Annotated in this window: 25 protein-coding genes and 2 CRISPR repeat arrays; of the genes, 22 read left to right on the top strand and 3 right to left on the bottom strand. The window is 52.7% G+C overall.

What is annotated here, in order from left to right; translation table 11 throughout:
• Nucleotides 1-246 precede the first annotated feature (246 nt).
• Nucleotides 247-1,373: direct repeats of the CRISPR family, unit length 29 nt; unit sequence GTGTTCCCCGCGCCAGCGGGGATAAACCG.
• 97 nt (nt 1,374-1,470) lie between these two features.
• On the top strand, nt 1,471-2,268 hold the full coding sequence (locus J4614_RS13785; protein ID WP_001208007.1) for an MBL fold metallo-hydrolase: 798 nt from the start codon (nt 1,471-1,473) through the stop codon (nt 2,266-2,268).
• 87 nt (nt 2,269-2,355) lie between these two features.
• On the opposite strand, the gene queD is transcribed toward J4614_RS13785, so the two are convergent.
• Nucleotides 2,356-2,718, bottom strand: coding sequence for a 6-carboxytetrahydropterin synthase QueD (gene queD / locus J4614_RS13780; RefSeq protein ID WP_000108312.1), 363 nt, complete (start codon nt 2,716-2,718; stop codon nt 2,356-2,358).
• 435 nt (nt 2,719-3,153) lie between these two features.
• Here queD and cysJ point away from each other — a divergent pair, with 435 nt between their 5' ends.
• The 3 genes from cysJ (at nt 3,154) to cysH (ending at nt 7,475) form a co-directional block, all read left to right on the top strand.
• A complete protein-coding gene (gene cysJ, locus J4614_RS13775) occupies nt 3,154-4,953 on the top strand; it encodes an NADPH-dependent assimilatory sulfite reductase flavoprotein subunit (protein ID WP_208293212.1) in 1,800 nt (599 codons plus the stop codon).
• Nucleotides 4,953-6,665: an assimilatory sulfite reductase (NADPH) hemoprotein subunit gene (gene cysI / locus J4614_RS13770; protein ID WP_023217766.1), complete on the top strand. Its 1,713-nt coding sequence runs from the start codon at nt 4,953-4,955 to the stop codon at nt 6,663-6,665. Before cysJ ends, cysI begins: the two co-directional genes overlap by 1 nt.
• Nucleotides 6,666-6,740: 75 nt before the next feature.
• A complete protein-coding gene (gene cysH, locus J4614_RS13765) occupies nt 6,741-7,475 on the top strand; it encodes a phosphoadenosine phosphosulfate reductase (RefSeq protein WP_000080398.1) in 735 nt (244 codons plus the stop codon).
• An 87-nt stretch (nt 7,476-7,562) separates the two neighbouring features.
• Here the strand turns inward: cysH and sopD are convergent, their stop codons facing one another.
• Entirely contained in the window at nt 7,563-8,516 is a 954-nt protein-coding gene (gene sopD / locus J4614_RS13760) for an SPI-1 type III secretion system effector SopD (protein WP_080177019.1), read from the bottom strand.
• Between the two features lie 443 nt (nt 8,517-8,959).
• On the opposite strand from sopD, the gene cas3 reads away from it, so the two are divergent.
• From cas3 to cas2e, 8 genes are read left to right on the top strand one after another with little or no spacing between them, the layout of a single operon-like run.
• Nucleotides 8,960-11,623, top strand: a complete 2,664-nt coding sequence (gene cas3 / locus J4614_RS13755; RefSeq protein ID WP_138019903.1) for a CRISPR-associated helicase Cas3' — start codon at nt 8,960-8,962, stop codon at nt 11,621-11,623.
• An 11-nt stretch (nt 11,624-11,634) separates the two neighbouring features.
• Nucleotides 11,635-13,194, top strand: coding sequence for a type I-E CRISPR-associated protein Cse1/CasA (gene casA / locus J4614_RS13750; RefSeq protein ID WP_138019902.1), 1,560 nt, complete (start codon nt 11,635-11,637; stop codon nt 13,192-13,194).
• On the top strand, nt 13,191-13,739 hold the full coding sequence (gene casB, locus J4614_RS13745; protein WP_138019901.1) for a type I-E CRISPR-associated protein Cse2/CasB: 549 nt from the start codon (nt 13,191-13,193) through the stop codon (nt 13,737-13,739). Before casA ends, casB begins: the two co-directional genes overlap by 4 nt.
• 13 nt (nt 13,740-13,752) lie before the next feature.
• A complete protein-coding gene (gene cas7e / locus J4614_RS13740; protein WP_208293211.1) occupies nt 13,753-14,811 on the top strand; it encodes a type I-E CRISPR-associated protein Cas7/Cse4/CasC in 1,059 nt (352 codons plus the stop codon).
• 10 nt (nt 14,812-14,821) lie between these two features.
• Nucleotides 14,822-15,568, top strand: a complete 747-nt coding sequence (cas5e, locus tag J4614_RS13735) for a type I-E CRISPR-associated protein Cas5/CasD (RefSeq protein ID WP_000085108.1) — start codon at nt 14,822-14,824, stop codon at nt 15,566-15,568.
• Nucleotides 15,550-16,200 carry a type I-E CRISPR-associated protein Cas6/Cse3/CasE gene (cas6e, locus tag J4614_RS13730; protein WP_000281480.1) on the top strand — a complete coding sequence of 217 codons (651 nt, stop codon included), beginning with the start codon at nt 15,550-15,552 and terminating at the stop codon, nt 16,198-16,200. Before cas5e ends, cas6e begins: the two co-directional genes overlap by 19 nt.
• Entirely contained in the window at nt 16,197-17,117 is a 921-nt protein-coding gene (gene cas1e, locus J4614_RS13725) for a type I-E CRISPR-associated endonuclease Cas1e (RefSeq protein ID WP_000144832.1), read from the top strand. The genes cas6e and cas1e overlap by 4 nt, the downstream gene beginning before the upstream one ends.
• Nucleotides 17,117-17,410 (top strand): type I-E CRISPR-associated endoribonuclease Cas2e, encoded by a 294-nt coding sequence (gene cas2e / locus J4614_RS13720; protein WP_023204590.1) that lies wholly within the window; start codon nt 17,117-17,119, stop codon nt 17,408-17,410. The genes cas1e and cas2e overlap by 1 nt, the downstream gene beginning before the upstream one ends.
• 96 nt (nt 17,411-17,506) lie before the next feature.
• A CRISPR array of direct repeats spans nt 17,507-17,779; the repeat unit is 29 nt; unit sequence GTGTTCCCCGCGCCAGCGGGGATAAACCG.
• 14 nt (nt 17,780-17,793) lie between these two features.
• On the opposite strand, the gene J4614_RS13715 is transcribed toward cas2e, so the two are convergent.
• Complete coding sequence (locus J4614_RS13715) at nt 17,794-18,840, bottom strand: aminopeptidase (RefSeq protein WP_079972097.1); 1,047 nt, start codon at nt 18,838-18,840, stop codon at nt 17,794-17,796.
• Between the two features lie 250 nt (nt 18,841-19,090).
• Between J4614_RS13715 and cysD the strand changes: the two genes are divergently transcribed.
• From cysD to J4614_RS13665, 10 genes are all read left to right on the top strand, one after another.
• Nucleotides 19,091-19,999: a sulfate adenylyltransferase subunit CysD gene (gene cysD, locus J4614_RS13710; RefSeq protein WP_000372384.1), complete on the top strand. Its 909-nt coding sequence runs from the start codon at nt 19,091-19,093 to the stop codon at nt 19,997-19,999.
• A gap of 9 nt (nt 20,000-20,008) precedes the next feature.
• On the top strand, nt 20,009-21,448 hold the full coding sequence (gene cysN / locus J4614_RS13705; RefSeq protein WP_023214376.1) for a sulfate adenylyltransferase subunit CysN: 1,440 nt from the start codon (nt 20,009-20,011) through the stop codon (nt 21,446-21,448).
• Nucleotides 21,435-22,040 (top strand): adenylyl-sulfate kinase, encoded by a 606-nt coding sequence (gene cysC / locus J4614_RS13700; RefSeq protein ID WP_114053080.1) that lies wholly within the window; start codon nt 21,435-21,437, stop codon nt 22,038-22,040. The genes cysN and cysC overlap by 14 nt, the downstream gene beginning before the upstream one ends.
• A 50-nt stretch (nt 22,041-22,090) precedes the next feature.
• Entirely contained in the window at nt 22,091-22,414 is a 324-nt protein-coding gene (locus J4614_RS13695; RefSeq protein ID WP_180312717.1) for a DUF3561 family protein, read from the top strand.
• Between the two features lie 190 nt (nt 22,415-22,604).
• Nucleotides 22,605-22,916, top strand: a complete 312-nt coding sequence (gene ftsB / locus J4614_RS13690) for a cell division protein FtsB (RefSeq protein WP_000517480.1) — start codon at nt 22,605-22,607, stop codon at nt 22,914-22,916.
• Between the two features lie 18 nt (nt 22,917-22,934).
• Complete coding sequence (gene ispD / locus J4614_RS13685; protein ID WP_000741649.1) at nt 22,935-23,645, top strand: 2-C-methyl-D-erythritol 4-phosphate cytidylyltransferase; 711 nt, start codon at nt 22,935-22,937, stop codon at nt 23,643-23,645.
• On the top strand, nt 23,645-24,124 hold the full coding sequence (gene ispF / locus J4614_RS13680; protein WP_001219244.1) for a 2-C-methyl-D-erythritol 2,4-cyclodiphosphate synthase: 480 nt from the start codon (nt 23,645-23,647) through the stop codon (nt 24,122-24,124). The genes ispD and ispF overlap by 1 nt, the downstream gene beginning before the upstream one ends.
• A complete protein-coding gene (gene truD, locus J4614_RS13675) occupies nt 24,121-25,170 on the top strand; it encodes a tRNA pseudouridine(13) synthase TruD (RefSeq protein ID WP_079972093.1) in 1,050 nt (349 codons plus the stop codon). The genes ispF and truD overlap by 4 nt, the downstream gene beginning before the upstream one ends.
• The gene (surE, locus tag J4614_RS13670; RefSeq protein WP_001221538.1) at nt 25,151-25,912 is read left to right on the top strand and encodes a 5'/3'-nucleotidase SurE; all 762 of its coding nucleotides are present in this window, start codon (nt 25,151-25,153) and stop codon (nt 25,910-25,912) included. The genes truD and surE overlap by 20 nt, the downstream gene beginning before the upstream one ends.
• Nucleotides 25,906-26,532, top strand: a complete 627-nt coding sequence (locus J4614_RS13665) for a protein-L-isoaspartate(D-aspartate) O-methyltransferase (RefSeq protein WP_000253542.1) — start codon at nt 25,906-25,908, stop codon at nt 26,530-26,532. Before surE ends, J4614_RS13665 begins: the two co-directional genes overlap by 7 nt.
• Nucleotides 26,533-26,640: the final 108 nt, after the last annotated feature.

The raw sequence follows: 26,640 nt of genomic DNA, 5'->3' as shown, positions 1-26,640 counted from the left end.
ATTACCTCGCCTTGTTTATTTTCTCTATGTGAATTTCGATGAGTGTATAAAAGCGCTGATAAATTTTTCCATAGCGATGCACGGATCACGCTATTTTGGTAAATTTAAAGAAAAAATCATTCTATGAACTTTTTTGGATCAAAATCAGCAAATTAGCTGTTCTTTAATAATTTAAATTATTGCGATTATGTTGGTAGAATGTGGTGCTGACAAAAAGTAGTTTATAAACAATGATATACGTTTAGTGTGTTCCCCGCGCCAGCGGGGATAAACCGCGATCGCCAATGAATTCCGCGACCTGCTTATCGTGTTCCCCGCGCCAGCGGGGATAAACCGCCGTAATAATTGAGAGTGACCGGAATTTCATTGTGTTCCCCGCGCCAGCGGGGATAAACCGCGCCGGATATGCTGAATCATCAGTCTACTGGGGTGTTCCCCGCGCCAGCGGGGATAAACCGGTAGTAGGGAGTTTTATTCAGACGCTGGTTCTGTGTTCCCCGCGCCAGCGGGGATAAACCGAAATCGCACTTGATGAAATCGTCGAACTACTGGTGTTCCCCGCGCCAGCGGGGATAAACCGCACAGAACAGACTCAGCGTCAGGCGTGTTCGCGTGTTCCCCGCGCCAGCGGGGATAAACCGGAACGCAACGATATAGAGTTAGTTGTCGTTGGGTGTTCCCCGCGCCAGCGGGGATAAACCGCGTTTTACACACTCCTGGTGTGACCGCGGCGAGTGTTCCCCGCGCCAGCGGGGATAAACCGTCCATCAATCACACGCTGGCGATCTTTCACTAGTGTTCCCCGCGCCAGCGGGGATAAACCGTCATGCAGGGCGTGAGCATCAGGGCGACGAACGTGTTCCCCGCGCCAGCGGGGATAAACCGGGACGCTGGCATATACCAGCACCATGACATAGGTGTTCCCCGCGCCAGCGGGGATAAACCGCGCAGATGCCCGGCGGCGGCCGTACTCCTGTAGTGTTCCCCGCGCCAGCGGGGATAAACCGAATGAGGTAGTCTTCACGCGTCATTGACTGGGGTGTTCCCCGCGCCAGCGGGGATAAACCGGCCGCCCGAGAAAAAGCGGATCTGGATTACGCGTGTTCCCCGCGCCAGCGGGGATAAACCGGTCAAGGTGTGTAATTGAGGCATCAAGTTCAGGTGTTCCCCGCGCCAGCGGGGATAAACCGCCATTTGCTCGCCGTTCCGGCCGAGTTCTGAGGTGTTCCCCGCGCCAGCGGGGATAAACCGGGGATCGCGCTGGCGGTCGCATCCGTTGCCGTGTGTTCCCCGCGTCAGCGGGGATAAACCGTACCAACAATTCAGCGTTACGCCAACGGTAACGTGTTCCCCGCGCCAACAAGGATAACCGTTGCATAATCATAATCTGTGTACCAGTAATGGCTGCTACACACCTGTAAAGTAAAAAGGCCGCGTTTTCCCGGGGAGGCTTTTATACAGGAGAAGGCCATGGCGTTAAGGATCAGGGTATTGCTCGAAAATCATAAGGGAGCTGGAGCGGATAAATCGTTGAAGGCCCGGCCAGGGTTAAGCCTGTTGGTTGAGGATGAGTCTACGTCGATCTTGTTCGATACCGGCCCTGATGGCAGTTTTATGCAAAACGCGTTGGCGATGGGGATCGACCTGTCCGATGTGTCTGCTGTGGTGCTTTCGCATGGTCATTACGATCATTGCGGTGGCGTGCCATGGCTTCCTGATAACAGTCGAATCATCTGCCATCCCGATATTGCGCGCGAACGTTATGCGGCAATGACTTTTCTCGGTATTACCCGCAAAATAAAAAAATTGTCGCGTGAGGTGGACTATTCACGCTACCGAATGATGTACACGCGTGACCCCCTGCCGATTGGCGAAAACTTTATCTGGTCAGGGGAAATACCGGTGGTCGCGCCTGAAGCCTACGGCATTTTTGGCGGCCACGATGCGGAGCCGGACTCTATTTTGGATGAGGGCGTACTGATTTACCAATCGACAAAAGGATTAGTCATCATTACGGGATGCGGGCATCGGGGGATCGCAAATATTGTCCGGCACTGTCAGAACATTACCGGTATAAAGCGGATTTACGCGCTTGTCGGCGGATTTCATCTCCGTTGCGCATCACCGTTCACGCTGTGGCGAGTCAGGCGCTTTCTGCAAGAACAAAAACCTGAAAAACTATGCGGTTGTCACTGTACAGGGGCTTGGGGGCGGTTGTGGCTACCGGAAATAACCGCACCTGCAACCGGTGATGTGCTGCGCTTTTAACACCGCGCTGGACAATGTTTTCACTGATAAAACGTCGTGTGAATAGGCTGGAATCAATTTGCCATCCAGCCCACGCGTTAATAAACCTTATTCGCCGCGATAGATGCAGCCGGCTGTACAGGTCTCTTTCACCATCACGGCGCTCAGTAGCGGCACGACGGGCTTAACCTGATCCCAAATCCATTTTGCCAGCACTTCGCTGGTGGGATTGGACAGCCCTGGAATATCATTCAGATAGTAGTGATCAAGACGATCGTAAGTAGGTTTAAACGCCGCTTTGAGATCCGCGAAATCCATAATCCAACCGGTATGCGGATCGACTTCACCGGTAATTTCGAGACGCACCATAAACGAGTGTCCGTGCAGGCGGCCGCACTTATGCCCTTCAGGCACGTGAGGCAGGCGGTGAGCGGCTTCAAAGGTGAAATCTTTATACAACGTGGTGGACATGATGAACTCTCAGGCAATAAAAAAACCGCCGTAGGGTACCGGAAAGCGCATTTTTTATCATTAACTAAAACCATTCTCCGCCTTGTGACGGGCAATTAATTTAAGAATTTCCAGAAAATTCAATAATTATCAATCAATTATAAAATCGATTTTGGCGTTAATCACGATAACTAAAACAGGTTAGTTCATTTGGTTATTTGTTATTTCCAACCCTTCTTTAATTGTTATTCCTCTCACCGTTAACCTTATCCTCAGTTTGGGATTTATCGCTTATACACTTCATCCTTCAAGCCGCATCTGTGTTGACTGCGTTTACTCACCCCAGTCACGTATTTATGTACGCTCCTGGGGCGCGATCAGCTTACAGTCTGGGCTACAGCGAACTTGAATGATTTTGTGTATAGATCCGCTTTGCTTACTGGAACATAACGACGCATGACGACACCGGCTCCACTGACTGGGTTGCTTCCGCTTAATCCGGAGCAACTGGCGCGCCTTCAGGCCGCGACAACCGACCTTACTCCCGAACAGCTTGCCTGGGTCTCCGGCTATTTTTGGGGCGTACTGAACCCGCGCTCAGGCGCTGTTGCCGTCACGCCTGCTCCTGAGGGGAAGATGCCGGGGGTTACGCTTATCTCCGCTTCGCAAACCGGCAATGCGCGTCGTGTGGCGGAAGCGCTGCGTGATGATCTGCTGGTGGCCAACCTTAATGTGACACTGGTGAACGCCGGCGACTATAAATTCAAACAGATTGCCAGTGAAAAACTGCTGGTGATAGTGACGTCCACCCAGGGAGAAGGCGAGCCGCCGGAAGAGGCCGTCGCGCTGCATAAGTTCCTGTTCTCGAAAAAAGCGCCGAAACTGGAAAACACCGCTTTTGCCGTGTTTAGCCTCGGCGACACCTCTTATGAATTTTTCTGCCAGGCCGGTAAAGATTTTGACAATAAGCTGGCGGAACTGGGTGGTGAACGTCTGCTCGACCGTGTCGATGCTGACGTTGAATATCAGGCAGCTGCCAGCGAATGGCGCGCCCGCGTGGTTGATGTTCTGAAGTCCCGCGCACCTGTCGCGGCACCTTCGCAATCCGTCGCTACTGGCGCGGTAAACGACATCCACACCAGCCCCTATACCAAAGACGCGCCGCTGACCGCGACCCTCGCCGTGAATCAGAAAATCACCGGTCGCGATTCAGAAAAAGATGTGCGCCATATTGAGATTGATTTAGGCGACTCCGGCCTGCGCTATCAGCCGGGCGATGCGCTGGGCGTCTGGTATCAGAACGATCCCGCGCTGGTCAAAGAGATCGTGGAATTGCTGTGGCTGAAAGGCGATGAGCCGGTGACGGTTGACGGTAAAAGCCTGCCGCTCGCCGAAGCGCTGGAGTGGCACTTCGAGCTGACGGTGAATACCGCCAACATTGTTGAGAACTACGCGACCCTGACGCGCAGTGAGTCGCTGTTGCCGCTGGTGGGCGATAAAGCCCAGCTTCAACAGTATGCCGCCACCACGCCGATCGTTGATATGGTGCGTTTCTCTCCGGCGCAGCTGGATGCTCAGGCGCTAATCGACCTGCTACGTCCGCTAACGCCGCGTCTGTACTCCATCGCCTCCGCACAGGCTGAAGTGGAGAGCGAAGTGCATATCACCGTTGGCGTGGTTCGTTATGACATTGAAGGCCGCGCCCGCGCCGGTGGCGCTTCCAGCTTCCTCGCTGACCGCGTGGAAGAAGAGGGCGAAGTTCGCGTCTTTATTGAGCATAACGATAACTTCCGCCTGCCTGCTAACCCACAGACGCCGGTCATTATGATTGGCCCTGGCACCGGCATCGCGCCGTTCCGCGCCTTTATGCAACAGCGTGCGGCGGAAGGGGCGGAAGGCAAGAACTGGTTATTCTTCGGCAACCCGCACTTTACCGAAGATTTCCTCTATCAGGTGGAGTGGCAGCGCTACGTGAAAGAGGGGTTGTTAAGCCGTATCGATCTCGCCTGGTCACGCGATCAAAAAGAAAAAATTTACGTACAAGACAAGTTGCGTGAACAGGGCGCCGAGCTGTGGCGCTGGATCAATGATGGCGCGCATATTTATGTCTGCGGCGACGCCAGGCGTATGGCCGCAGATGTCGAAAAAGCATTGCTGGAAGTGATTGCTGAATTCGGTGCAATGGACATCGAAGCGGCGGATGAATTTTTAAGTGAGCTGCGCGTCGAGCGCCGTTATCAGCGAGATGTCTACTAATGAGCGAAAAACATCCAGGCCCACTGGTGGTCGAAGGTAAACTGTCCGATGCCGAGCGCATGAAGCTGGAAAGCAACTACCTGCGCGGTACCATTGCGGAAGATCTGAACGACGGTCTCACCGGCGGTTTTAAAGGCGACAACTTCCTGCTAATACGCTTTCATGGCATGTATCAGCAGGATGACCGCGATATTCGCGCCGAGCGTGCGGCGCAGAAGCTGGAGCCGCGCCACGCGATGCTGCTGCGCTGCCGCCTGCCGGGCGGGGTGATTACTACGACGCAATGGCAGGCGATCGATAAATTCGCGGCGGATAACACGATTTATGGCAGTATCCGTCTGACCAACCGCCAGACCTTCCAGTTCCACGGCATTCTGAAGAAGAACGTTAAGCCGGTGCACCAGATGCTGCACTCGGTGGGGCTGGATGCGCTGGCAACCGCCAACGACATGAACCGTAACGTGCTGTGTACCTCTAACCCGTACGAGTCTCAGCTGCATGCTGAAGCCTACGAGTGGGCGAAGAAGATCTCCGAACATCTGCTGCCGCGTACTCGCGCCTATGCGGAGATCTGGCTCGATCAGGAGAAGGTGGCGACCACCGATGAAGAGCCGATCCTCGGTCAGACCTATCTGCCGCGTAAGTTCAAAACCACGGTAGTGATCCCGCCGCAAAACGATATCGATCTGCACGCCAACGACATGAACTTTGTGGCGATTGCCGAGAACGGCAAGCTGGTCGGCTTTAACCTGCTGGTGGGCGGCGGTCTGTCTATTGAGCATGGTAATAAGAAAACGTATGCCCGTACCGCGAGCGAGTTTGGCTTCCTGCCGCTGGAGCACACCCTGGCGGTGGCCGAAGCGGTAGTGACTACGCAGCGCGACTGGGGCAACCGTACCGACAGGAAAAACGCCAAAACCAAATATACCCTTGAGCGCGTGGGACTGGAGACGTTTAAAGCGGAAGTCGAGCGTCGCGCGGGGATCACATTTGAACCCATTCGTCCGTATGAATTTACCGGTCGCGGCGATCGTATCGGTTGGGTGAAAGGGATCGACAACAACTGGCACCTGACGCTGTTTATCGAAAATGGCCGCATTCTGGACTATCCGGGGCGTCCGCTGAAAACCGGCCTGCTGGAGATCGCGAAGATTCATCAGGGCGAGTTCCGTATTACCGCTAACCAGAACCTGATTATTGCCAGCGTGCCGGAAAGCCAGAAAGCGAAGATCGAGAAACTGGCGCGCGATCATGGGCTGATGAATGCCGTGAGCGCGCAGCGTGAAAACTCAATGGCCTGCGTGTCGTTCCCGACCTGCCCACTGGCGATGGCGGAAGCCGAGCGTTTCCTGCCGTCGTTTACTGACAAAGTGGAAGCGATTCTGGAAAAACACGGCATTCCTGATGAGCATATCGTGATGCGCGTGACCGGCTGCCCGAACGGCTGTGGTCGCGCGATGCTGGCGGAAATTGGCTTAGTAGGGAAAGCGCCTGGTCGTTATAACCTGCATCTTGGCGGCAACCGCATCGGGAGTCGTATCCCTCGGATGTATAAAGAAAATATCACCGAGCCGGATATTCTGGCCTCGCTGGATCAACTGATTGGGCGCTGGGCGAAAGAGCGCGAAGCGGGTGAAGGCTTCGGCGACTTTACGGTGCGTGCGGGCATCATTCGCCCGGTGCTCGATCCCGCGCGTGATTTCTGGGAATAACCTGAATTGCCGGATGGCGTCTGTGTAGGCCTGATAAGCGCAGCGCCATCAGGCAAGGCAAACAGTGAGGAACTTATGTCCCAACTCGATCTCAACGCATTGAATGAACTGCCAAAAGTCGATCGCGTACTGGCGTTGGCGGAAACCAACGCCCAACTGGAAACGCTAACTGCCGAAGAACGCGTGGTCTGGGCGCTGGAAAATCTGCCCGGCGAATACGTGCTTTCTTCAAGCTTTGGCATCCAGGCGGCGGTGAGCCTGCACCTGGTGAACCAGATTCGCCCGGATATCCCGGTGATCCTCACCGATACCGGCTATTTGTTCCCGGAAACCTACCAGTTTATTGATGAGTTAACGGACAAACTCAAACTCAACCTGAAAGTTTACCGCGCGGGCGAAAGTCCGGCCTGGCAGGAAGCGCGCTACGGCAAACTGTGGGAGCAGGGCGTAGAAGGTATTGAGAAATACAATGAGATCAACAAAGTCGAGCCGATGAACCGGGCGCTCAAAGAGTTAAACGCGCAGACCTGGTTTGCCGGTCTGCGTCGCGAGCAGTCCGGTAGCCGCGCGCATTTACCCGTTCTCGCTATCCAGCGCGGCGTGTTTAAAGTGCTACCGATTATCGACTGGGATAACCGCACGGTTTACCAGTATCTGCAAAAGCATGGTCTGAAATACCATCCGCTGTGGGATCAGGGCTATCTGTCGGTGGGCGATACACATACTACCCGCAAGTGGGAGCCGGGCATGGCGGAAGAAGAGACACGCTTCTTCGGACTGAAACGTGAGTGCGGGCTGCATGAAGGGTAATTGTCCTTACGCGGTATGATTATACTTGCTGCTATGAAAAATCCGGCAGGCAGCCGGATTTTAAATTGGTTATATTACTGACTATCTTTATGTCAGTAATATATTACGACTGCACCCATCTTTACCAATGTGCAAAGAACGTTCATGGGTTAGATATAGTTTTTCAAGAATTACATCAATAAACATTTTTTTTGCATGATAGTCGTTATAATCCTGATTAAGTTTTTTTAAAAAACCAGAATTTGTTGGTTTAAACTCTGCAAACGGTGAATAGCTGTGTAGTAAATAGGAGATGCACGGATGCATCATGCTAAAAGCGACTTCACCTTGTACCTCCTGATAACCTATTTTGCAAAACTGAGTTGTAGGCTCAAAGTTACCGGCATTAATACAGGCCAGCATCGATTTTTCATCTGCAGTAAGTGAGTCCTGCCATTCGACAAGCGGGTGGTCTGGAGCCTCTGCGGGACGCATCATCTCATAAACCGCCGCTTTGATTTGTGCATTGCCCGTCACTTCTTTTCGTAGAGTTGAAATCGACTCCTGAAGTAATTCCGGGTGCCAGGTCATCTTCGCACCAATCACCTCGCATATTTGTAAAAATAACTGTCTCTCCTCCCTACTCATAGATTCTATCACTGCATCATCTGATATATTGAGGATGTCCTTAATATTGCTTTGGCTGATCACCGTGTCGCCGACCATAAGTAAAAATTGTGTCTGAGAGGCGTCCATCTTGATAGTAAACAGATCCTGATGAGCCGGGCAGGCCAGATGTTGTAGCCGTTTAAAGGCGTAAATTTTATTTATATCCTCTACGTTAGCTTCCATCTCTCCAGGTTCACCACGGCCCTGCCCGTGAATGATGGAGTGTAACACTTCCAGCGCATGGTCCTTTTTTTCCGCTCTAAAATGATCCTGGACTTTATCCCAGCTCCCCATATGGATTGCTTTTTCTTTATCTGCGCTTAACAGATGAGCAAGCCGACTTTCATTAAGCGTATAATTTTGATGATTACCGAAGCTTAAAGTGACTGGCATAATATTTTCCTTCAAATTTATATTATTTAATATCCGGAGTAAAATATATCGTTCAACTCCCTCTTTTTTATTAAACAGACAAGGTTTACTACAGGAGAGAATTTGAACGGCATTATCAATACAGCACATTTATGGTTGGTAATCCTTTGTGGTGACGATAATTCAGACAAAAGGTAGATGATTCGCCGCAAATGGTCGTTTTTTTAAATTTTGTCTCATGCAGGGGGCATTGGACGAAGCCTCTTTGAACGCTTCTTCCAGAAGAAAAGGGCGGAAAAATTTATAATAATTATTCGTGAAATAAATATTTCCGAAGAATATATAAACTTGAGTGAGTATATTTAAATATAATCTCATAGTATGCGATTTTTGTGAGATATATCAACAAAAAAGACCATTAAAAAGGCGTAGAGTGCTTTTATTATCCACATGCTGGAGTTTACGTGTCGATATATCACTATTGGGGAAAGTCTCGACGAGGAGAAATTGACGGCGGTGATGATTACCATTTGCTTTGCTGGCATTCTTTAGATGTTGCGGCTGTGGGTTACTGGATGGTGATAAATAATATTTATTTTATTGACCACTATCTAAAAAAATTAGGCATTCAGGATAAGGAGCAGGCGGCGCAATTTTTTGCCTGGATTTTATGCTGGCATGATATTGGAAAGTTTGCTCATTCCTTCCAGCAGCTATACCGTCATGAGGCTTTAAATGTCTTTAATGAGCCTACACGGCATTATGAAAAAATCGCGCATACCACGCTGGGATACGTGTTGTGGAACTCCTGGCTAAGTGAATGCCCTGAATTGTTTCCTCCTTCTTCGCTTTCAGTTCGTAAAAGTAAGCGCGTTATGGCGCTTTGGATGCCAGTCACTACAGGTCATCATGGACGCCCTCCAGAGGCAATCCAGGAGCTGGACCATTTTCGCCAGCAGGATAAAGACGCGGCAAGAGATTTTCTTCTGAGAATAAAAGCGCTCTTTCCTTTAATTACTTTGCCTGAATCCTGGGATGAAGATGAGGGTATCGACCAATTTCAGCAACTTTCCTGGTTTATTTCCGCTGCGGTTGTACTGGCTGACTGGACTGGTTCTGCCAGCCGTTATTTTCCGCGTACTGCGGAAAAAATGCCTGTTGATACCTACTGGCAGCAAGCTCTCGCTAAAGCACAAACTGCCATCACGCTATTTCCCTCAGCGGCGAATGTGTCTGCCTTTACGGGCATAGAAACGCTTTTCCCTTTTATTCAGCATCCCACACCGTTACAACAAAAGGCGCTAGAGCTGGATATCAACGTGGATGGCGCCCAACTCTTTATTCTTGAAGATGTCACCGGGGCCGGAAAAACAGAGGCGGCGCTCATATTAGCTCATCGACTGATGGCGGCAGGTAAAGCGCAGGGACTCTATTTTGGACTGCCGACAATGGCGACAGCCAACGCGATGTTTGAACGTATGGCGAACACCTGGCTGGCGCTGTATCAGCCGGACTCCCGTCCCAGCCTGATTCTGGCGCATAGCGCGCGTCGCTTAATGGATCGTTTCAATCAGTCAATATGGTCGGTCACTCTTTCCGGTACGGAAGAACCCGATGAAGCGCAGCCTGATAGTCAGGGATGCGCCGCCTGGTTTGCCGACAGCAATAAAAAAGCGTTGTTGGCGGAGGTTGGTGTAGGCACGTTGGATCAGGCGATGATGGCGGTAATGCCATTTAAACATAACAACCTGCGGTTATTGGGTCTTAGCAACAAGATTTTACTGGCTGATGAGATCCATGCCTGTGATGCATGGATGTCCCGAATACTTGAAGGTTTGATCGAACGGCAGGCCAGTAATGGCAACGCCACTATTCTCTTATCCGCGACGCTATCGCAGCAGCAGCGAGATAAGCTGGTGGCGGCATTTTCCCGTGGGGTGAGGCGTAGTGTGCAGGCGCCGTTGCTAGGCCATGACGATTATCCCTGGCTGACTCAGGTCACACAAACAGAGCTGATTTCTCAGCGGGTTGATACACGCAAAGAGGTTGAGCGCAGCGTAGATATTGGCTGGCTACATAGTGAAGAGGCGTGTCTTGAACGTATAGGTGAAGCAGTGGAAAAAGGAAACTGTATCGCCTGGATACGTAACTCCGTTGATGATGCGATTCGTATCTATCGCCAGCTTCAACTGAGTAAGGTCGTCGCCACGGAAAACCTTTTACTCTTCCATAGTCGCTTTGCTTTTCACGATCGTCAGCGGATTGAGTCGCAGACGCTGAATCTCTTTGGCAAACAGAGCGGCGCGCAACGTGCCGGTAAGGTCATTATCGCCACGCAGGTAATCGAACAAAGTCTGGATATTGACTGCGATGAGATGATCTCTGATTTAGCGCCGGTGGATTTATTAATTCAGCGGGCCGGTCGACTACAGCGTCATATTCGCGATCGTAACGGTCTGGTGAAAAAGAGTGGGCAGGATGAGCGAGAGACGCCAGTGCTGCGCATTCTTGCTCCGGAGTGGGATGACGCGCCGCGAGAGAACTGGTTATCCAGCGCCATGCGTAACAGCGCCTATGTCTATCCCGATCATGGGCGCATGTGGCTGACGCAGCGCATATTACGTGAGCAGGGGACGATTCGGATGCCGCAATCTGCCCGATTGTTGATTGAGTCGGTCTACGGCGAGGACGTCAACATGCCGGTTGGATTTGCAAAAACCGAGCAATTGCAGAAAGGCAAATTTTATTGCGACCGGGCATTTGCCAGACAGATGCTGCTTAACTTTGCGCCGGGCTATTGTGCTGAAATTAGCGATTCTCTACCGGAGAAAATGTCAACGCGGTTGGCGGAAGAGTCTGTCACGCTGTGGCTGGCGAAAATCGTGGATGGCGTCGTAACCCCTTATGCCAGCGGTGAACATGCCTGGGAGATGAGCGTGCTGCGGGTACGTCAGAGCTGGTGGGATAAACATAAAGGCGAGTTTGAAAAATTAGATGGCGAACCCCTGCGTAAGTGGTGTGCGCAACAGCATCAGGATAAGGATTTTGCCACGGTGATTGTGGTGACGGATTGTGCCGCTTGTGGTTATTCGGCGAATGAGGGATTGATTGGCATGATGGGGGAATAACGAATATAGATATGGACAATTTTTCGCTTTTAACAACGCCCTGGCTCCCCGTCCGTTTCAAAGACGGTTCCACGGGCAAACTGGCTCCTGTCAATCTGGCAGATGAAAACGTGGTGGATATCGCCGCAACGCGAGCAGATTTGCAGGGAGCGGCCTGGCAGTTTCTGTTGGGATTGCTGCAATGCAGTATCGCGCCGAAAAGATACAAAAACTGGGAGGATATCTGGTTTGATGGATTGCATGCCGATGCGCTCCATAAGGCATTAGCACCGTTAGAACACGCTTTTCAGTTTGGCGCGGAAACGCCGTCTTTTATGCAGGATTTTGAAGAATTACCCGACAATAAAATAACTATAGCTTCGCTATTACCGGAAACACCAGGTATTCAAACTACTGAGTTAAATACAGATCATTTTATCAAACGTGGCGTAATGGAATGTTTTTGCCCGCATTGTGCCGCGTTGGCGTTGTTTTCTATGCAGCTTAACGCTCCTTCCGGCGGACAAGGCTACCGCACTGGGCTGCGCGGCGGCGGGCCGCTGACTACATTGATTGAATTGCAGGAATATCAGGGAGAGCGGCAAACGCCGCTCTGGCGCAAGCTGTGGCTCAACGTGATGCCGCAGGATGCTGCGGATCTGCCTTTGCCTGTCGTCTATGATGCGGCTGTATTTCCCTGGCTTGCCGCAACACGTACCAGCGAGCCACCAGCTCATACTATTACAACAGATGAGCAGGTAAATAAATTACAAGCATACTGGGGGATGCCACGCCGTATCCGTCTGGATTTCGCGACAATACGTCAGGGAGTGTGCAATATCTGCGGTAATAATAGCGATGAGCTGCTAATCCAGATGTTGGTCAAGAATTATGGCGTTAATTATGACCGCTGGCGGCACCCATTAACACCACATCGCCTGCAAATAAAGAATAGTAAGGGATTTGAACCTGTTATAACCCAACCTGGTGGACTTCTTTGGCGAGATTGGCTGGGACTAAGTCAAGAAAACCCGACGGAAAAGAATACCGAATATCCGGCACAGGTGATCAAAGTGTTTAATGCCCGAGAGCTCAGGAATATCAAAGTAGGCTTGTGGGGATTTGGTGCCGATTTCAAAAAAATGAAAATCCGCTGTTGGTATGAGCACCACTTTCCGTTGCTGATGACGGAAGGTCTGATCCCTGATTTACGTAAAGCAATACAAACTGCTACCCGACTCCTCAGCCTGCTGCGCAGTGCGCTAAAAGAAGCGTGGTTCGCCAATGCGAAGGGCGCCCGCGGTGATTTCAGTTTTATCGACATTGATTTCTGGAACCTGACGCAGGGGCGCTTTCTCAATCTGATTCACGATCTGGAAAACGGCCACAAGCCGGACGAAAGGCTGAATAAATGGCAAAGAGAACTTTGGCTGTTTACCCGTCATTACTTCGATGATCACGTCTTTACCAACCCCTACGAGAGCAGCGATCTGGAACGCATCATGACCGCGCGCAAGAAATATTTTACGACATCGGCGGAAAAACAAAGCGCAAAAGCCGCCAAAGCAAAGAAACAGGAGGCTGCTGAATGAGTGTTGTGACGAAAGATGATAAAGCCACTTTGCGTCAGTGGCATGAGGAACTACAAGAAAAACGTGGATTACGTGCCAGCTTACGACGTAGTAAAACGGTGAATGATGCCTGTTTGGCTGAGGGGCTTCATTCATTGTTAATGCAAACACATTCTTTATGGAAAAACAAAGCACCCTGGAATGTTACTGCATTGGCAATCACAGCGGCACTGGCTGCACATATCAAATTTATTGATGAGCAAAAGAGTTTTGCTGCGCAGCTTGGACAGAAGAAAGGTGGCGACACTCCGGTGATGTCAAAATTACGCTTCTCCCACCTATTAGCGGTAAAAACGCCGGATGAACTGCTGCGCCAGTTACGGCGTGCGGTGAAGCTGTTAGATGGTTCGGTCAACCTGTTTTCTCTTGCAGACGATATTTTCTGCTGGTGCCAGGAGCAGAATGACTTGCTGAACCACCATTGCCGCCAGCAGCGGCCAACCGAATTTCTCCGTATCCGCTGGGCGCTGGAATACTACCAGGCTGGCGATAACGAACAAGATTAACAGGGATATCTTTATGACAACGTTTATTCAACTCCATTTATTAACCGCTTATCCTGCCGCCAACCTCAACCGTGACGATACCGGCGCGCCAAAAACCGTGGTGCTTGGCGGCGCGACGCGTCTGCGTATCTCCTCTCAGAGCCTGAAACGTGCCTGGCGTACCTCGGAACTGTTTGAGCAGGCGCTTGCCGGGAATATCGGTATTCGTAGCGGACGTATTGCGCGCGAAGCGGCGCAGATCCTCGTTGAAAGCGGCATTGACGCCAAAAAAGCGGTTGAGTACGTCAAGAACATCGCTAACTATTTTGGCAAGGTAAAGGCGGAAAAGAAACCCAAAGATGAGTTGACGAATGCTGAAACCGGGCAACTGGTGCATATCAGCCCAGCTGAGTTTGAGGCTGTGAAAGCGCTGGCGCACCGTCTGGCAGAAGAAAAACGCGCGCCAAAAGAGGAAGAGCTTGCACTGCTACGTAAAGATCGCATGGCCGTCGATATTGCCATGTTTGGCCGGATGTTAGCGGAGAAAACTGATTTTAACGTTGAAGCCGCCTGCCAGGTCGCCCACGCCTTCGGCGTCAGCGAAACGATCATCGAAGACGATTTCTTTACTGCTGTGGATGACCTACGCCAGGCATCGGCAGAAGATGCAGGCGCAGGCCATCTCGGCGAAACCGGCTTTGGCTCCGCGCTGTTTTACACCTATATCTGCATCAACAAAGATCTGCTGGTGAAAAACCTGAACGACAATGAAGAACTGGCAAACAAAACGCTGCGCGCCTTTACTGAAGCGGCGCTGAAAGTGTCGCCGACCGGCAAACAGAACAGCTTTGCCAGCCGTGCCTATGCCTCGTGGGCGCTGGCCGAAAAAGGCACCGACCAACCACGTTCACTGGCGGCTGCGTTTTATGAACCGATCAACGGTACAGACCAATTGAACGTTGCGGTTAAGCGTATTACATCGCTGCATAAGAATATGAATAAGGTTTATGGCCAGCGGACTGATACCGCCAGTTTCGACGTGATGAATCAGCAGGGAAGCATGAAAGACGTGCTTGACTTCATCTGCGCGTAAGGGGCGGCTTATGAGCCAATATCTGGTTTTTCAGCTTCACGGGCCGATGGCCTCCTGGGGCGTGGATGCGCCAGGCGAAGTGCGCCACAGCCATGAGCTACCCTCGCGCTCGGCGCTGTTGGGGTTATTAGCTGCGGCGCTGGGAATTCGCCGCGATGAGGAGGAACGGCTAAACGCCTTCAATCGTCATTACCAATTTTTGCTGTGCGCCAGTGGCAACCCGCGCTGGGCGCGGGATTATCACACGGTGCAGATGCCGAAAGAGGTACGTAAGGCACGTTACTTCAGCCGCCGTGAAGAGTTGCAGGATCCTGAATTACTGAGCGCGCTGATTTCCCGACGCGACTACTACACCGACGCTTGGTGGATGATTGCTGTCAGCGCGACGCCGGACGCGCCTTACACGTTGGCGCAGCTTCAGGCGGCGTTACAACATCCTGTGTTCCCGCTGTATCTGGGGCGCAAAAGTCACCCTCTGGCGTTGCCGCTTGCGCCGCAACTGCTGGAAGGACGCGCGCCGGATGCCCTGCGCGAAGCGTATCGTCAGTACCAGGATAAATTTAATGCGCTGAGACTACCTCTTCCCAGGCTACAGAACGAATGCTGGTGGGAAGGTGAACACGATGGCTTAACGGCGAACAAAATTTTACGTCGTCGCGACATGCCATTGAGCCGCCAGCAATGGCTGTTCGGTGAACGTAGCGTGAATCAGGGGCCGTGGCTCAGCAAGGAGGACGCGTGTATCTCTCAAGAATAACGCTGCACACCAGCGAGCTTTCGCCAGCACAACTCTTGCATCTGGTGGAGCGCGGTGAGTACGTGATGCACCAGTGGTTATGGGATCTCTTTCCCGGCGGCAAGGAACGGCAGTTTCTGTATCGCCGCGAAGAGTTACAGGGCGCGTTTCGCTTTTTTGTCCTCTCGCAGGAACAGCCTGCCGCCAGCGCGATTTTTGACGTGCAGACTCGCCCGTTTGCGCCAACGCTGAGCGCGGGGCAGACGCTGCGGTTTAACCTGCGCGCCAATCCGACAATTTGCAAAAACGGTAAGCGTCACGATTTGCTGATGGAGGCGAAACGCCAGCGTAAAACGCAGGGCGATAGCCAGGATATTTGGTCTTATCAGCAGCAGGCGGCGTTGGAATGGCTGGTGCGCCAGGGGGAACAAAATGGCTTTACCCTACGCGAGGCGAGCGTTGATGCTTACCGGCAGCAGCAGATACGTCGCGAGAAATCCCGGCAGATGATTCAGTTTAGCAGCGTGGACTATACCGGCGTGCTGGTGATTAACGATCCCGCGCTTTTCCTGCAACGTCTGGCGCAGGGGTACGGTAAAAGCCGGGCGTTTGGCTGCGGAATGATGATGATCAAACCCGGAGAGGACGCGTGACGTTCGTACCGCTCAACCCGATCCCGTTAAAAGATCGAACCTCGATGATCTTCCTCCAGTACGGTCAGATCGACGTGCTGGATGGGGCATTCGTGCTGATCGATAAAACAGGAATCCGCACGCATATTCCTGTTGGTTCGGTTGCCTGCATCATGCTGGAACCGGGAACGCGGGTTTCCCATGCGGCTGTGCGTCTGGCATCGACGGTAGGAACGCTGCTGGTATGGGTGGGCGAGGCGGGAGTGCGGGTCTATTCCTCCGGACAACCCGGCGGCGCACGAGCCGATAAGTTGCTTTATCAGGCAAAGCTGGCGTTAGATGACGATCTGCGGCTGAAGGTGGTGCGCAAAATGTATGAACTGCGTTTTCGCGAACCGCCGCCCGCCCGTCGCTCCGTTGAGCAACTGCGCGGTATTGAAGGATCCCGTGTGCGGGCGACCTATGCATTACTGGCGAAGCAGTATGGCGTGAAATGGCATGGTCGTAACTATGATCCGAAAGACTGGGAGAAGGGGGATGTCGTCAACCGATGTATTAGCGCGGCAACATCGTGCCTGTACGGGATTTCAGAAGCGGCTATCCTGGCGGCGGGATATGCGCCGGCTATCGGTTTTATCCATAGCGGTAAGCCGCTTTCTTTTGTTTATGACATTGCCGATATCATCAAATTTGAATCGGTGGTGCCCAAAGCATTTGAGATCGCCGCTCGTCACCCGGCGGAACCAGATAAAGAAGTGCGCCTGGCCTGCCGTGATATTTTTCGCAGTTCGAAGCTGACCGGAAAGTTGATCCCACTGATCGAAGAGGTGCTCGCTGCCGGTGAAATTGAACCGCCTCAGCCTGCGCCGGATATGCTGCCGCCAGCAATACCGGAACCTGAATCCTTGGGGGATAGCGGCCATCGGGGGCATGGTTGATGAGTATGGTGGTTGTGGTCACGGAAAACGTACCGCCGCGCCTGCGGGGACGTCTTGCCGTCTGGTTACTCGAGGTTCGTGCAGGTGTTTATGTTGGTGATACCTCGAAGCGTATTCGGGAAATGATTTGGCAACAGATCACACAGCTTGGCGGTTGCGGGAATGCCGTCATGGCCTGGGCGACTAACACGGAATCGGGATTTGAGTTTCAGACATGGGGTGAAAACCGACGTATTCCGGTAGATTTGGATGGACTGCGTTTGGTTTCTTTCCTTCCTGTTGAAAATCAATAAGTTGAATGTTCTTTAATAATAAGGAATTGTTATCTTACCGTTGGTAGTTTGTTAGGTAGTAAAAAAGGGCTTTTAGAACAAATATATAGTTTTGGTGTGTTCCCCGCGCCAGCGGGGATAAACCGTATGTTGTAGCCTTTCCAGTTGAGTTTGCATTGTGTTCCCCGCGCCAGCGGGGATAAACCGGGGAATGCCCCATTTGCAAGCGTCGCGGAAAAGTGTTCCCCGCGCCAGCGGGGATAAACCGCTTCGCCTTCAGGAAGAAACCTACATCGAACAGTGTTCCCCGCGCCAGCGGGGATAAACCGCAAAAGGCCGACGGTGTGTACATCTCTAAAAAGTGTTCCCCGCGTCAGCGGGGATAAACACGTTTCACCAGCATATCAAGACGTTTTTTCCGCTTTCGCCAGCTCTTTTACCAACGGCAGCATTATCCGCACTACATCGCGGCTACGGCGCTCAATTCGCCCAGGCAGCGCCTTGTCTATATGCTGTTGATTATCAAGCCGTACGTCGTGCCAGCTATTGCCGTTCGGGAAGGATGCATTTTTCACGCGTTGCTGGTATCCGTCTTTTTTACCCAGATTCCAGTTCGTCGCCTCAACAGAAAGCACCGATATTCCCGCTTTATCGAAAACCTCCGCATCATTACAGCAACCCGTTCCTTTGGGGTAGGATGGATTGCGTCCCGGATTGGTGTTGGCGGCGATACCATAACGGCGCGCAATCGCTAATGCCCGATCGCGGGTCAGTGTACGCACCGCTTCCGGCGTATTTTTCCCGCTATTAAAATAGAGCTTGTCGCCAACAATCAGGTTATCGAGATTAATGACCAGCAGCGTATTTTTCTTCTCAGCGTCACTCATTCGTTTGAGTAAATTTTCCGCGCCTAGCTTTCCCTCTTCTTCCCCGCTGGTGGCGATAAAACGAATCCCATAATGGGTCGGTATATCTTTCAGGCGCGTCGCCAGTTCCAGCATAACGCCTAATCCCGCGGCATTATCATCCATTCCTTGTAACGTTAAACCGCCCAGATTGGCATCGACATCAGCGTCGCTCTGCGGAGCGTAGGTATCCAGATGCGCCATAATAATGATCTGTTGCGGCACGCGCCCTTCATGGGCGGCGATGACCGTACTGCCCGTCACGTTATGCCAGTTTTTGCGATTATCCTTCGTAGTATAAATAAATCGGCTATTAAACGTTCGAATATCGCTTTGGTATCCCATCTGGGTAAATTGTTGGCGTAAATAATCGGCAGATAACATCTCGGCGGGGGAGCCAGTCATTCTCCCGGGAAAAAAGGTGGCGATATGTCGTGCCTGAGTATTCGCTATTTCACCAGGCTCTGGTGATGCTGCTTGTGCAGGAAGGATAAAGCCTACGCCGAGCGCCAGAATGACGGCAAAGCGGCGCGTTGCGGAAAACATAATGAGTCCTTAAATACAGAACAAAATTTTACGTGGCTAGTATGAAACCGCGATCGTGTTAATACAATTTCATTTGCTCCTAAATGCTGGCAATCCGGTACGTTAAGCATTTTTTGATATTGGTTTTTGGGCCGCGTTATTCCTTTGAGGAACTACTCATTCCAATTCGTCATTTCATTCACTCTCCTGCGCTCCCTATAGTCGTGTAATCGAAATGTTTAGCAAAAAACGGTATTGCAAAGGAACGGTTATGGATCAAAAACGACTCACCCACCTGCGGCAACTGGAGGCGGAAAGTATCCACATTATCCGTGAAGTGGCAGCGGAATTCGCTAATCCGGTCATGCTGTACTCCATTGGTAAAGACTCCAGCGTCATGCTGCATCTGGCGCGTAAGGCGTTTTATCCGGGTACGTTGCCGTTCCCGCTATTGCACGTTGATACCGGTTGGAAATTCCGTGAGATGTACGCCTTTCGCGATCGTACCGCCAACGCATATGGCTGCGAATTGCTGGTACATAAAAATCCGGAAGGCGTGGCGATGGGCATCAATCCGTTCGTTCACGGTAGCGCTAAACACACCGACATTATGAAAACCGAAGGGTTAAAGCAGGCGCTGAATAAGTACGGTTTTGATGCCGCGTTCGGCGGCGCACGGCGCGATGAGGAAAAATCCCGCGCGAAAGAACGTATTTACTCCTTTCGTGACCGTTTCCATCGCTGGGACCCGAAAAATCAGCGGCCAGAGTTGTGGCGTAACTATAACGGTCAGATTAATAAAGGCGAAAGTATACGCGTCTTCCCTCTCTCCAACTGGACAGAGCAGGATATCTGGCAATACATCTGGCTGGAAAACATCGACATCGTGCCGCTGTACCTGGCTGCTGAACGCCCGGTTCTGGAACGTGACGGCATGTTGATGATGGTGGATGACGATCGTATCGATCTCCAGCCTGGCGAAGTCATCAAAAAAAGGATGGTGCGCTTCCGTACACTTGGCTGTTGGCCGCTCACCGGGGCGGTGGAATCCCACGCGCAAACGCTGCCGGAAATTATCGAAGAGATGCTGGTTTCTACCACCAGCGAGCGCCAGGGAAGGATGATTGACCGCGATCAGGCGGGGTCGATGGAGCTTAAAAAACGTCAGGGGTATTTCTAAGGAGCCGCCATGAACACCATACTTGCCCAACAAATCGCCAATGAAGGCGGCGTCGAAGCCTGGATGATTGCCCAACAGCACAAAAGCCTGTTGCGTTTTTTAACCTGTGGCAGCGTTGATGACGGTAAAAGTACGCTGATAGGTCGTTTGCTGCACGATACCCTGCAAATTTATGAAGATCAGCTCTCTTCTCTGCATAATGACAGTAAACGTCATGGCACGCAGGGAGAAAAACTCGATCTGGCGCTGCTGGTAGATGGGCTGCAGGCTGAGCGTGAGCAGGGCATTACTATTGACGTCGCGTACCGCTATTTCTCCACGGAAAAACGAAAATTTATTATCGCCGACACGCCGGGCCATGAACAATATACCCGTAATATGGCGACCGGGGCGTCCACCTGCGATCTGGCGATCCTATTGATCGACGCGCGTAAAGGCGTGCTGGATCAGACGCGTCGCCATAGCTTTATCTCCACTCTGTTGGGGATCAAACACCTGGTGGTGGCAATCAACAAAATGGATCTCGTTGACTACCGCGAAGAGACCTTCGCCCGTATTCGCGAAGATTACCTGACCTTTGCTGAACAGTTGCCAGGCGATCTGGACATTCGCTTTGTCCCGCTTTCGGCGCTGGAAGGGGATAATGTCGCCGCGCAGAGCGCGAATATGCGCTGGTACAGCGGTCCGACGCTGCTGGAAGTCCTGGAAACGGTAGACATACAGCGTGCGGTAGACCGTCAGCCGATGCGCTTTCCGGTACAATACGTCAATCGCCCGAATCTTGATTTTCGGGGGTATGCCGGCACTCTGGCGTCTGGTAGCGTCAAAGTCGGAGAGCGCATTAAAGTGCTGCCGTCCGGCGTGGAATCCAGCGTGGCGCGTATCGTCACTTTTGATGGCGATAAAGAAGAAGCCTGTGCGGGCGAAGCCATTACCCTGGTACTCAACGACGACATTGATATTAGCCGCGGCGATCTGCTGCTGGCGGCAAACGAGACGCTGGCACCTGCGCGTCATGCCGCGATCGACGTGGTATGGATGGCGGAACAGCCGCTGGCGCCGGGCCAAAGCTACGACGTTAAACTCGCGGGTAAGAAAACCCGCGCGCGTATCGAAGCTATTCGCTATCAGATTGATATCAACAATCTGACCCAACGAGACGTCGAGAGCCTGCCGTTAAACGGTATTGGTCTGGTAGAGATGACATTCGATGAGCCGCTCGCGCTGGATATTTATCAGCAAAATCCGGTGACGGGCGGACTGATTTTTATCGACCGGCTTTCTAACGTCACCGTGGGCGCTGGCATGGTGCGGGAACTGAACGAACGCGGAGCGACGCCGCCCGTGGAATACAGTGCGTTTGAGCTGGAGCTGAATGCGCTGGTACGCCGTCATTTTCCGCACTGGGACGCCCGCGATTTGCTGGGAGATAAACATGGCGCTGCATGATGAGAACGTGGTCTGGCACTCTCATCCCGTTACTGTCGCCGCCCGTGAACAGCTCCACGGCCACCGTGGCGTGGTGCTGTGGTTTACCGGACTCTCCGGTTCGGGAAAATCAACGGTGGCCGGCGCGCTGGAAGAGGCGTTACATCAGCGTGGCGTCAGTACCTACCTGTTGGATGGCGATAATGTGCGCCACGGTTTGTGCCGTGATTTAGGCTTTAGCGATGCCGATCGCCAGGAGAATATCCGGCGGGTAGGCGAAGTGGCCGGTCTGATGGCGGACGCCGGTCTGATTGTTTTGACGGCATTTATTTCTCCGCACCGCGCCGAGCGGCAACTGGTAAAAGAGTGCGTCGGCCACGATCGTTTTATCGAGATTTATGTCAATACGCCGCTGGCTATCTGTGAACAGCGCGATCCTAAAGGGTTGTATAAAAAAGCGCGCGCGGGCGAGTTGCGTAACTTTACCGGTATCGACGCCATTTACGAAGCGCCTGACTCGCCCCTGGTTCATCTAAATGGTGAACAATTAGTAACAAATTTGGTTTCCCAATTATTAGATCTACTGAGACGGCGCGATATTATCAGATCCTGAGACACCACCGGGCTTGTATGCCCGGTATGGTCAAGGTTACAGGATTTAATATGCGTAATAGCCATAACATTACTTTCACAAGGTCAGACGCCTTCATGGTCGACGATGACGCCACCGGTGCATTTCCGGGGGCGGTGGTCGGCTTTGTGTCATGGCTGCTGGCGTTGGGGATCCCTTTTCTGCTTTATGGCCCTAACACGCTGTTTTTTTTCCTCTATACCTGGCCCTTTTTCCTCGCGTTAATGCCGGTATCGGTGATTATCGGCATTGCGTTGCATCTGCTGGTAAAGGGCAAAATACTTTTTAGCATCATGTTTACTCTACTGGCGGTAGGCGCGCTGTTCGGCGCGTTATTTATATGGCTATTAGGGTAGACGGGTTATCACTGCGCCTCCGGTCATAATTCAAACCGTAACCAACAATGAGATTATGTTCTCCTTACTCGGGTATACGTAACATCCGGCAAATGTGGTACATTTGCCGGCGTTGTCGCGGCAATCCCGTCCTGAATGTGGAGTCACAGAGGACGTTATGGGATGATGATGCCGTTTTTCAGGGGGCAGGATGGGTAAACTAACGCTGCTGTTGCTGGCTTTACTGGTCTGGCTACAGTACTCGCTGTGGTTCGGTAAGAACGGCATACATGACTATAGCCGCGTCAACGATGATGTGGTCGCGCAGCAGGCGACAAACGCCAAACTTAAAGCGCGTAACGATCAGCTTTTTGCCGAAATTGACGATCTCAATGGCGGCCAGGAAGCGATTGAGGAGCGCGCGCGCAACGAACTTAGCATGACCAAACCGGGCGAAACCTTCTATCGTCTGGTGCCTGACGCCTCAAAACGCGCGGCAACGGCGGGGCAAACTCATCGATAAACCATCCAGGGATTTAACATGGCAGCCACTTTATTGGACGTTTGCGCCGTGGTGCCGGCTGCCGGATTTGGCCGCCGAATGCAAACAGAATGTCCTAAGCAGTATCTCTCAATCGGTAATAAAACCATTCTGGAGCACTCAGTTCATGCGCTGCTGGCGCATCCTCGGGTGACACGCGTTGTTATTGCTATCAGCCCTGGCGATCATCGCTTTGCCCAACTTCCGTTGGCGAATCACCCGCAAATCACCGTTGTGGATGGTGGCAACGAACGCGCTGATTCCGTTTTGGCCGGGTTGCAGGCCGTTGCAAAGGCGCAGTGGGTGCTGGTGCACGATGCGGCAAGACCCTGTTTGCATCAGGATGACCTTGCGCGGTTGCTGGCTATCAGCGAAAACAGCCGGGTCGGCGGTATCCTCGCCAGTCCGGTGCGCGACACCATGAAACGCGGCGAACCGGGGAAAAACGCTATTGCCCATACCGTAGAGCGCGCCGATTTATGGCACGCGCTCACCCCGCAGTTTTTCCCCCGCGAACTCTTGCACGATTGTCTGACGCGTGCGCTGAATGAAGGCGCGACCATCACCGACGAAGCGTCAGCGCTGGAGTATTGTGGTTTTCATCCGGCGCTGGTAGAAGGTCGCGCGGATAACATCAAGGTCACCCGTCCGGAAGATCTGGCGCTGGCGGAATTTTATCTGACCCGAACCATCCACCAGGAGAAAGCATAATGCGAATTGGACACGGTTTTGACGTACACGCGTTTGGCGGAGAAGGGCCGATTATCATTGGCGGCGTGCGTATCCCTTATGAAAAAGGGCTATTGGCGCATTCCGATGGCGATGTGGCGTTACATGCGCTGACCGATGCGCTGCTGGGCGCGGCGGCGCTTGGCGATATCGGCAAGCTCTTCCCGGATACCGATCCGGCATTTAAGGGAGCGGATAGCCGCGAACTGCTGCGCGAAGCCTGGCGTCGTATTCAGGCGAAGGGGTACACCCTCGGCAACGTGGATGTCACCATTATTGCGCAGGCGCCGAAAATGCTGCCGCATATTCCGCAAATGCGTGTCTTTATCGCCGAAGATCTCGGCTGCCATATGGATGACGTTAACGTGAAGGCGACGACGACGGAAAAGCTCGGATTTACCGGACGCGGAGAAGGCATTGCCTGCGAAGCGGTCGCGCTGCTGATGAAGGCGGCGAAATGACAGAGTTTGACAATCTCACCTGGCTGCACGGAAAGCCACAAGGTAGCGGATTGCTGAAAGCGAATCCGGAAGATTTTGTGGTGGTTGAAGATTTAGGCTTTACGCCGGATGGTGAAGGCGAGCACATTCTGCTGCGTATTTTGAAAAACGGTTGCAATACCCGTTTTGTCGCTGACGCGCTGGCGAAATTCCTGAAAATTCACGCTCGCGAAGTGAGCTTTGCCGGGCAAAAAGATAAACACGCCGTTACCGAGCAGTGGCTGTGCGCGCGCGTGCCGGGGAAAGAGATGCCCGATTTCAGCGCCTTTCAGCTGGAAGGTTGTAAAGTGCTGGAATACGCGCGTCACAAGCGTAAGCTGCGTTTAGGCGCGCTGAAAGGCAATGCTTTTACGCTGGTGTTGCGTGAAATAAGCGATCGCCGCGATGTCGAAACACGATTGCAGGCGATTCGCGATAGCGGCGTGCCGAACTATTTTGGCGCACAGCGATTCGGCATTGGCGGCAGCAACTTGCAGGGCGCGCTGCGCTGGGCGCAAAGTAACGCGCCGGTGCGCGATCGCAATAAACGCAGTTTTTGGTTGTCGGCGGCACGTAGCGCGTTGTTTAATCAAATTGTTCACCAGCGGCTGAAGAAACCAGACTTTAATCAAGTTGTTGACGGCGATGCGCTACAATTAGCGGGGCGTGGAAGCTGGTTCGTCGCGACATCTGAAGAACTGCCTGAATTGCAGCGCCGGGTAGACGAAAAAGAGCTGATGATTACAGCGTCGTTGCCGGGCAGCGGAGAGTGGGGAACACAGCGTGCGGCGCTGGCGTTTGAGCAAGATGCCATTGCCCAGGAAACGGTGTTGCAATTGCTGTTGCTGCGCGAAAAAGTAGAGGCGTCGCGCAGAGCGATGCTGCTTTATCCGCAACAATTAAGCTGGAACTGGTGGGATGACGTTACCGTCGAGTTACGTTTCTGGCTGCCCGCAGGCAGTTTTGCCACCAGCGTAGTAAGGGAACTGATCAACACAATGGGTGATTATGCGCATATTGCTGAGTAACGATGACGGGGTTCACGCGCCCGGTATACAAACGCTGGCGAAAGCGCTGCGTGAGTTTGCTGATGTACAGGTCGTAGCCCCGGATCGTAACCGCAGCGGCGCGTCTAATTCCCTCACGCTGGAATCTTCGCTTCGTACTTTTACCTTTGATAATGGCGATATCGCTGTACAGATGGGGACGCCGACCGATTGCGTCTATCTGGGCGTTAATGCCTTAATGCGTCCGCGTCCGGATATTGTCGTTTCCGGTATTAACGCGGGTCCGAATCTGGGCGATGATGTGATCTATTCCGGTACTGTCGCCGCGGCGATGGAAGGTCGTCATCTCGGCTTTCCGGCATTAGCGGTCTCCCTTAACGGCTATCAGCATTATGATACGGCTGCGGCCGTGACTTGCGCGCTTTTGCGAGGGTTAAGCCGGGAGCCGTTGCGTACCGGGCGTATTCTCAACGTGAATGTCCCGGATCTACCGTTAGCGCAGGTTAAAGGTATCCGCGTGACTCGCTGCGGTAGCCGCCATCCAGCGGATAAAGTAATCCCGCAGGAAGATCCGCGCGGTAATACATTGTACTGGATTGGCCCGCCGGGCGATAAATACGATGCCGGGCCGGATACCGATTTCGCGGCGGTGGATGAAGGCTACGTCTCCGTCACGCCGTTGCATGTGGATTTAACCGCGCACAGCGCGCATGATGTGGTTTCAGACTGGTTAGACAGCGTGGGAGTTGGCACGCAATGGTAAGTGGACGTGTACAGGCTCTTCTTGAACAATTGCGCGCGCAGGGCATCAGAGATGAGCTGGTGCTTAATGCGCTTGCCGCAGTGCCGCGCGAGAAATTTATTGATGAAGCGTTTGAACATAAGGCCTGGGAAAATATCGCTTTGCCGATAGGCCAGGGTCAGACGATTTCGCAGCCCTATATGGTGGCGCGAATGACGGAACTGCTCGAACTGACGCCGCAGTCCAGGGTGCTGGAAATTGGCACCGGTTCCGGCTATCAGACGGCGATTCTGGCGCATCTGGTGCATCACGTTTGCTCCGTTGAGCGGATTAAGGGGCTGCAATGGCAGGCGCGCCGCCGCCTGAAGCAGCTCGATTTACATAATGTTTCTACCCGTCATGGCGATGGCTGGCAAGGCTGGCAGGCGCGTGCGCCGTTTGACGCTATCATTGTGACGGCCGCGCCGCCGGAAATTCCTACCGCGCTCATGGCACAGTTGGATGAAGGCGGCATTCTTGTTCTGCCCGTGGGCGATGAGCAGCAGTTTTTGAAACGCGTGCGTCGCCGGGGCGGCGAATTTATTATCGATACCGTGGAGGCCGTTCGCTTCGTCCCGTTAGTCAAGGGAGAGCTGGCCTAGTTTGCCCTGCAAACACCCACTATTACGCCTGATGAAGCCGAAACGAATACCTGGAGTTTTCCTGGTTATTCCCGGTGGGTTAAGCGTATCGTGAACACATTTTCCCGT

Source organism: Salmonella sp. 32031103-2018-00083-FB-01-SM-01 (assembly GCF_017571995.1).
Classification (GTDB): domain Bacteria; phylum Pseudomonadota; class Gammaproteobacteria; order Enterobacterales; family Enterobacteriaceae; genus Salmonella; species Salmonella enterica.
The sequence above is the reverse complement of the archived record's forward strand: the minus strand, read 5'-3'. Positions and strand labels throughout refer to the sequence as shown.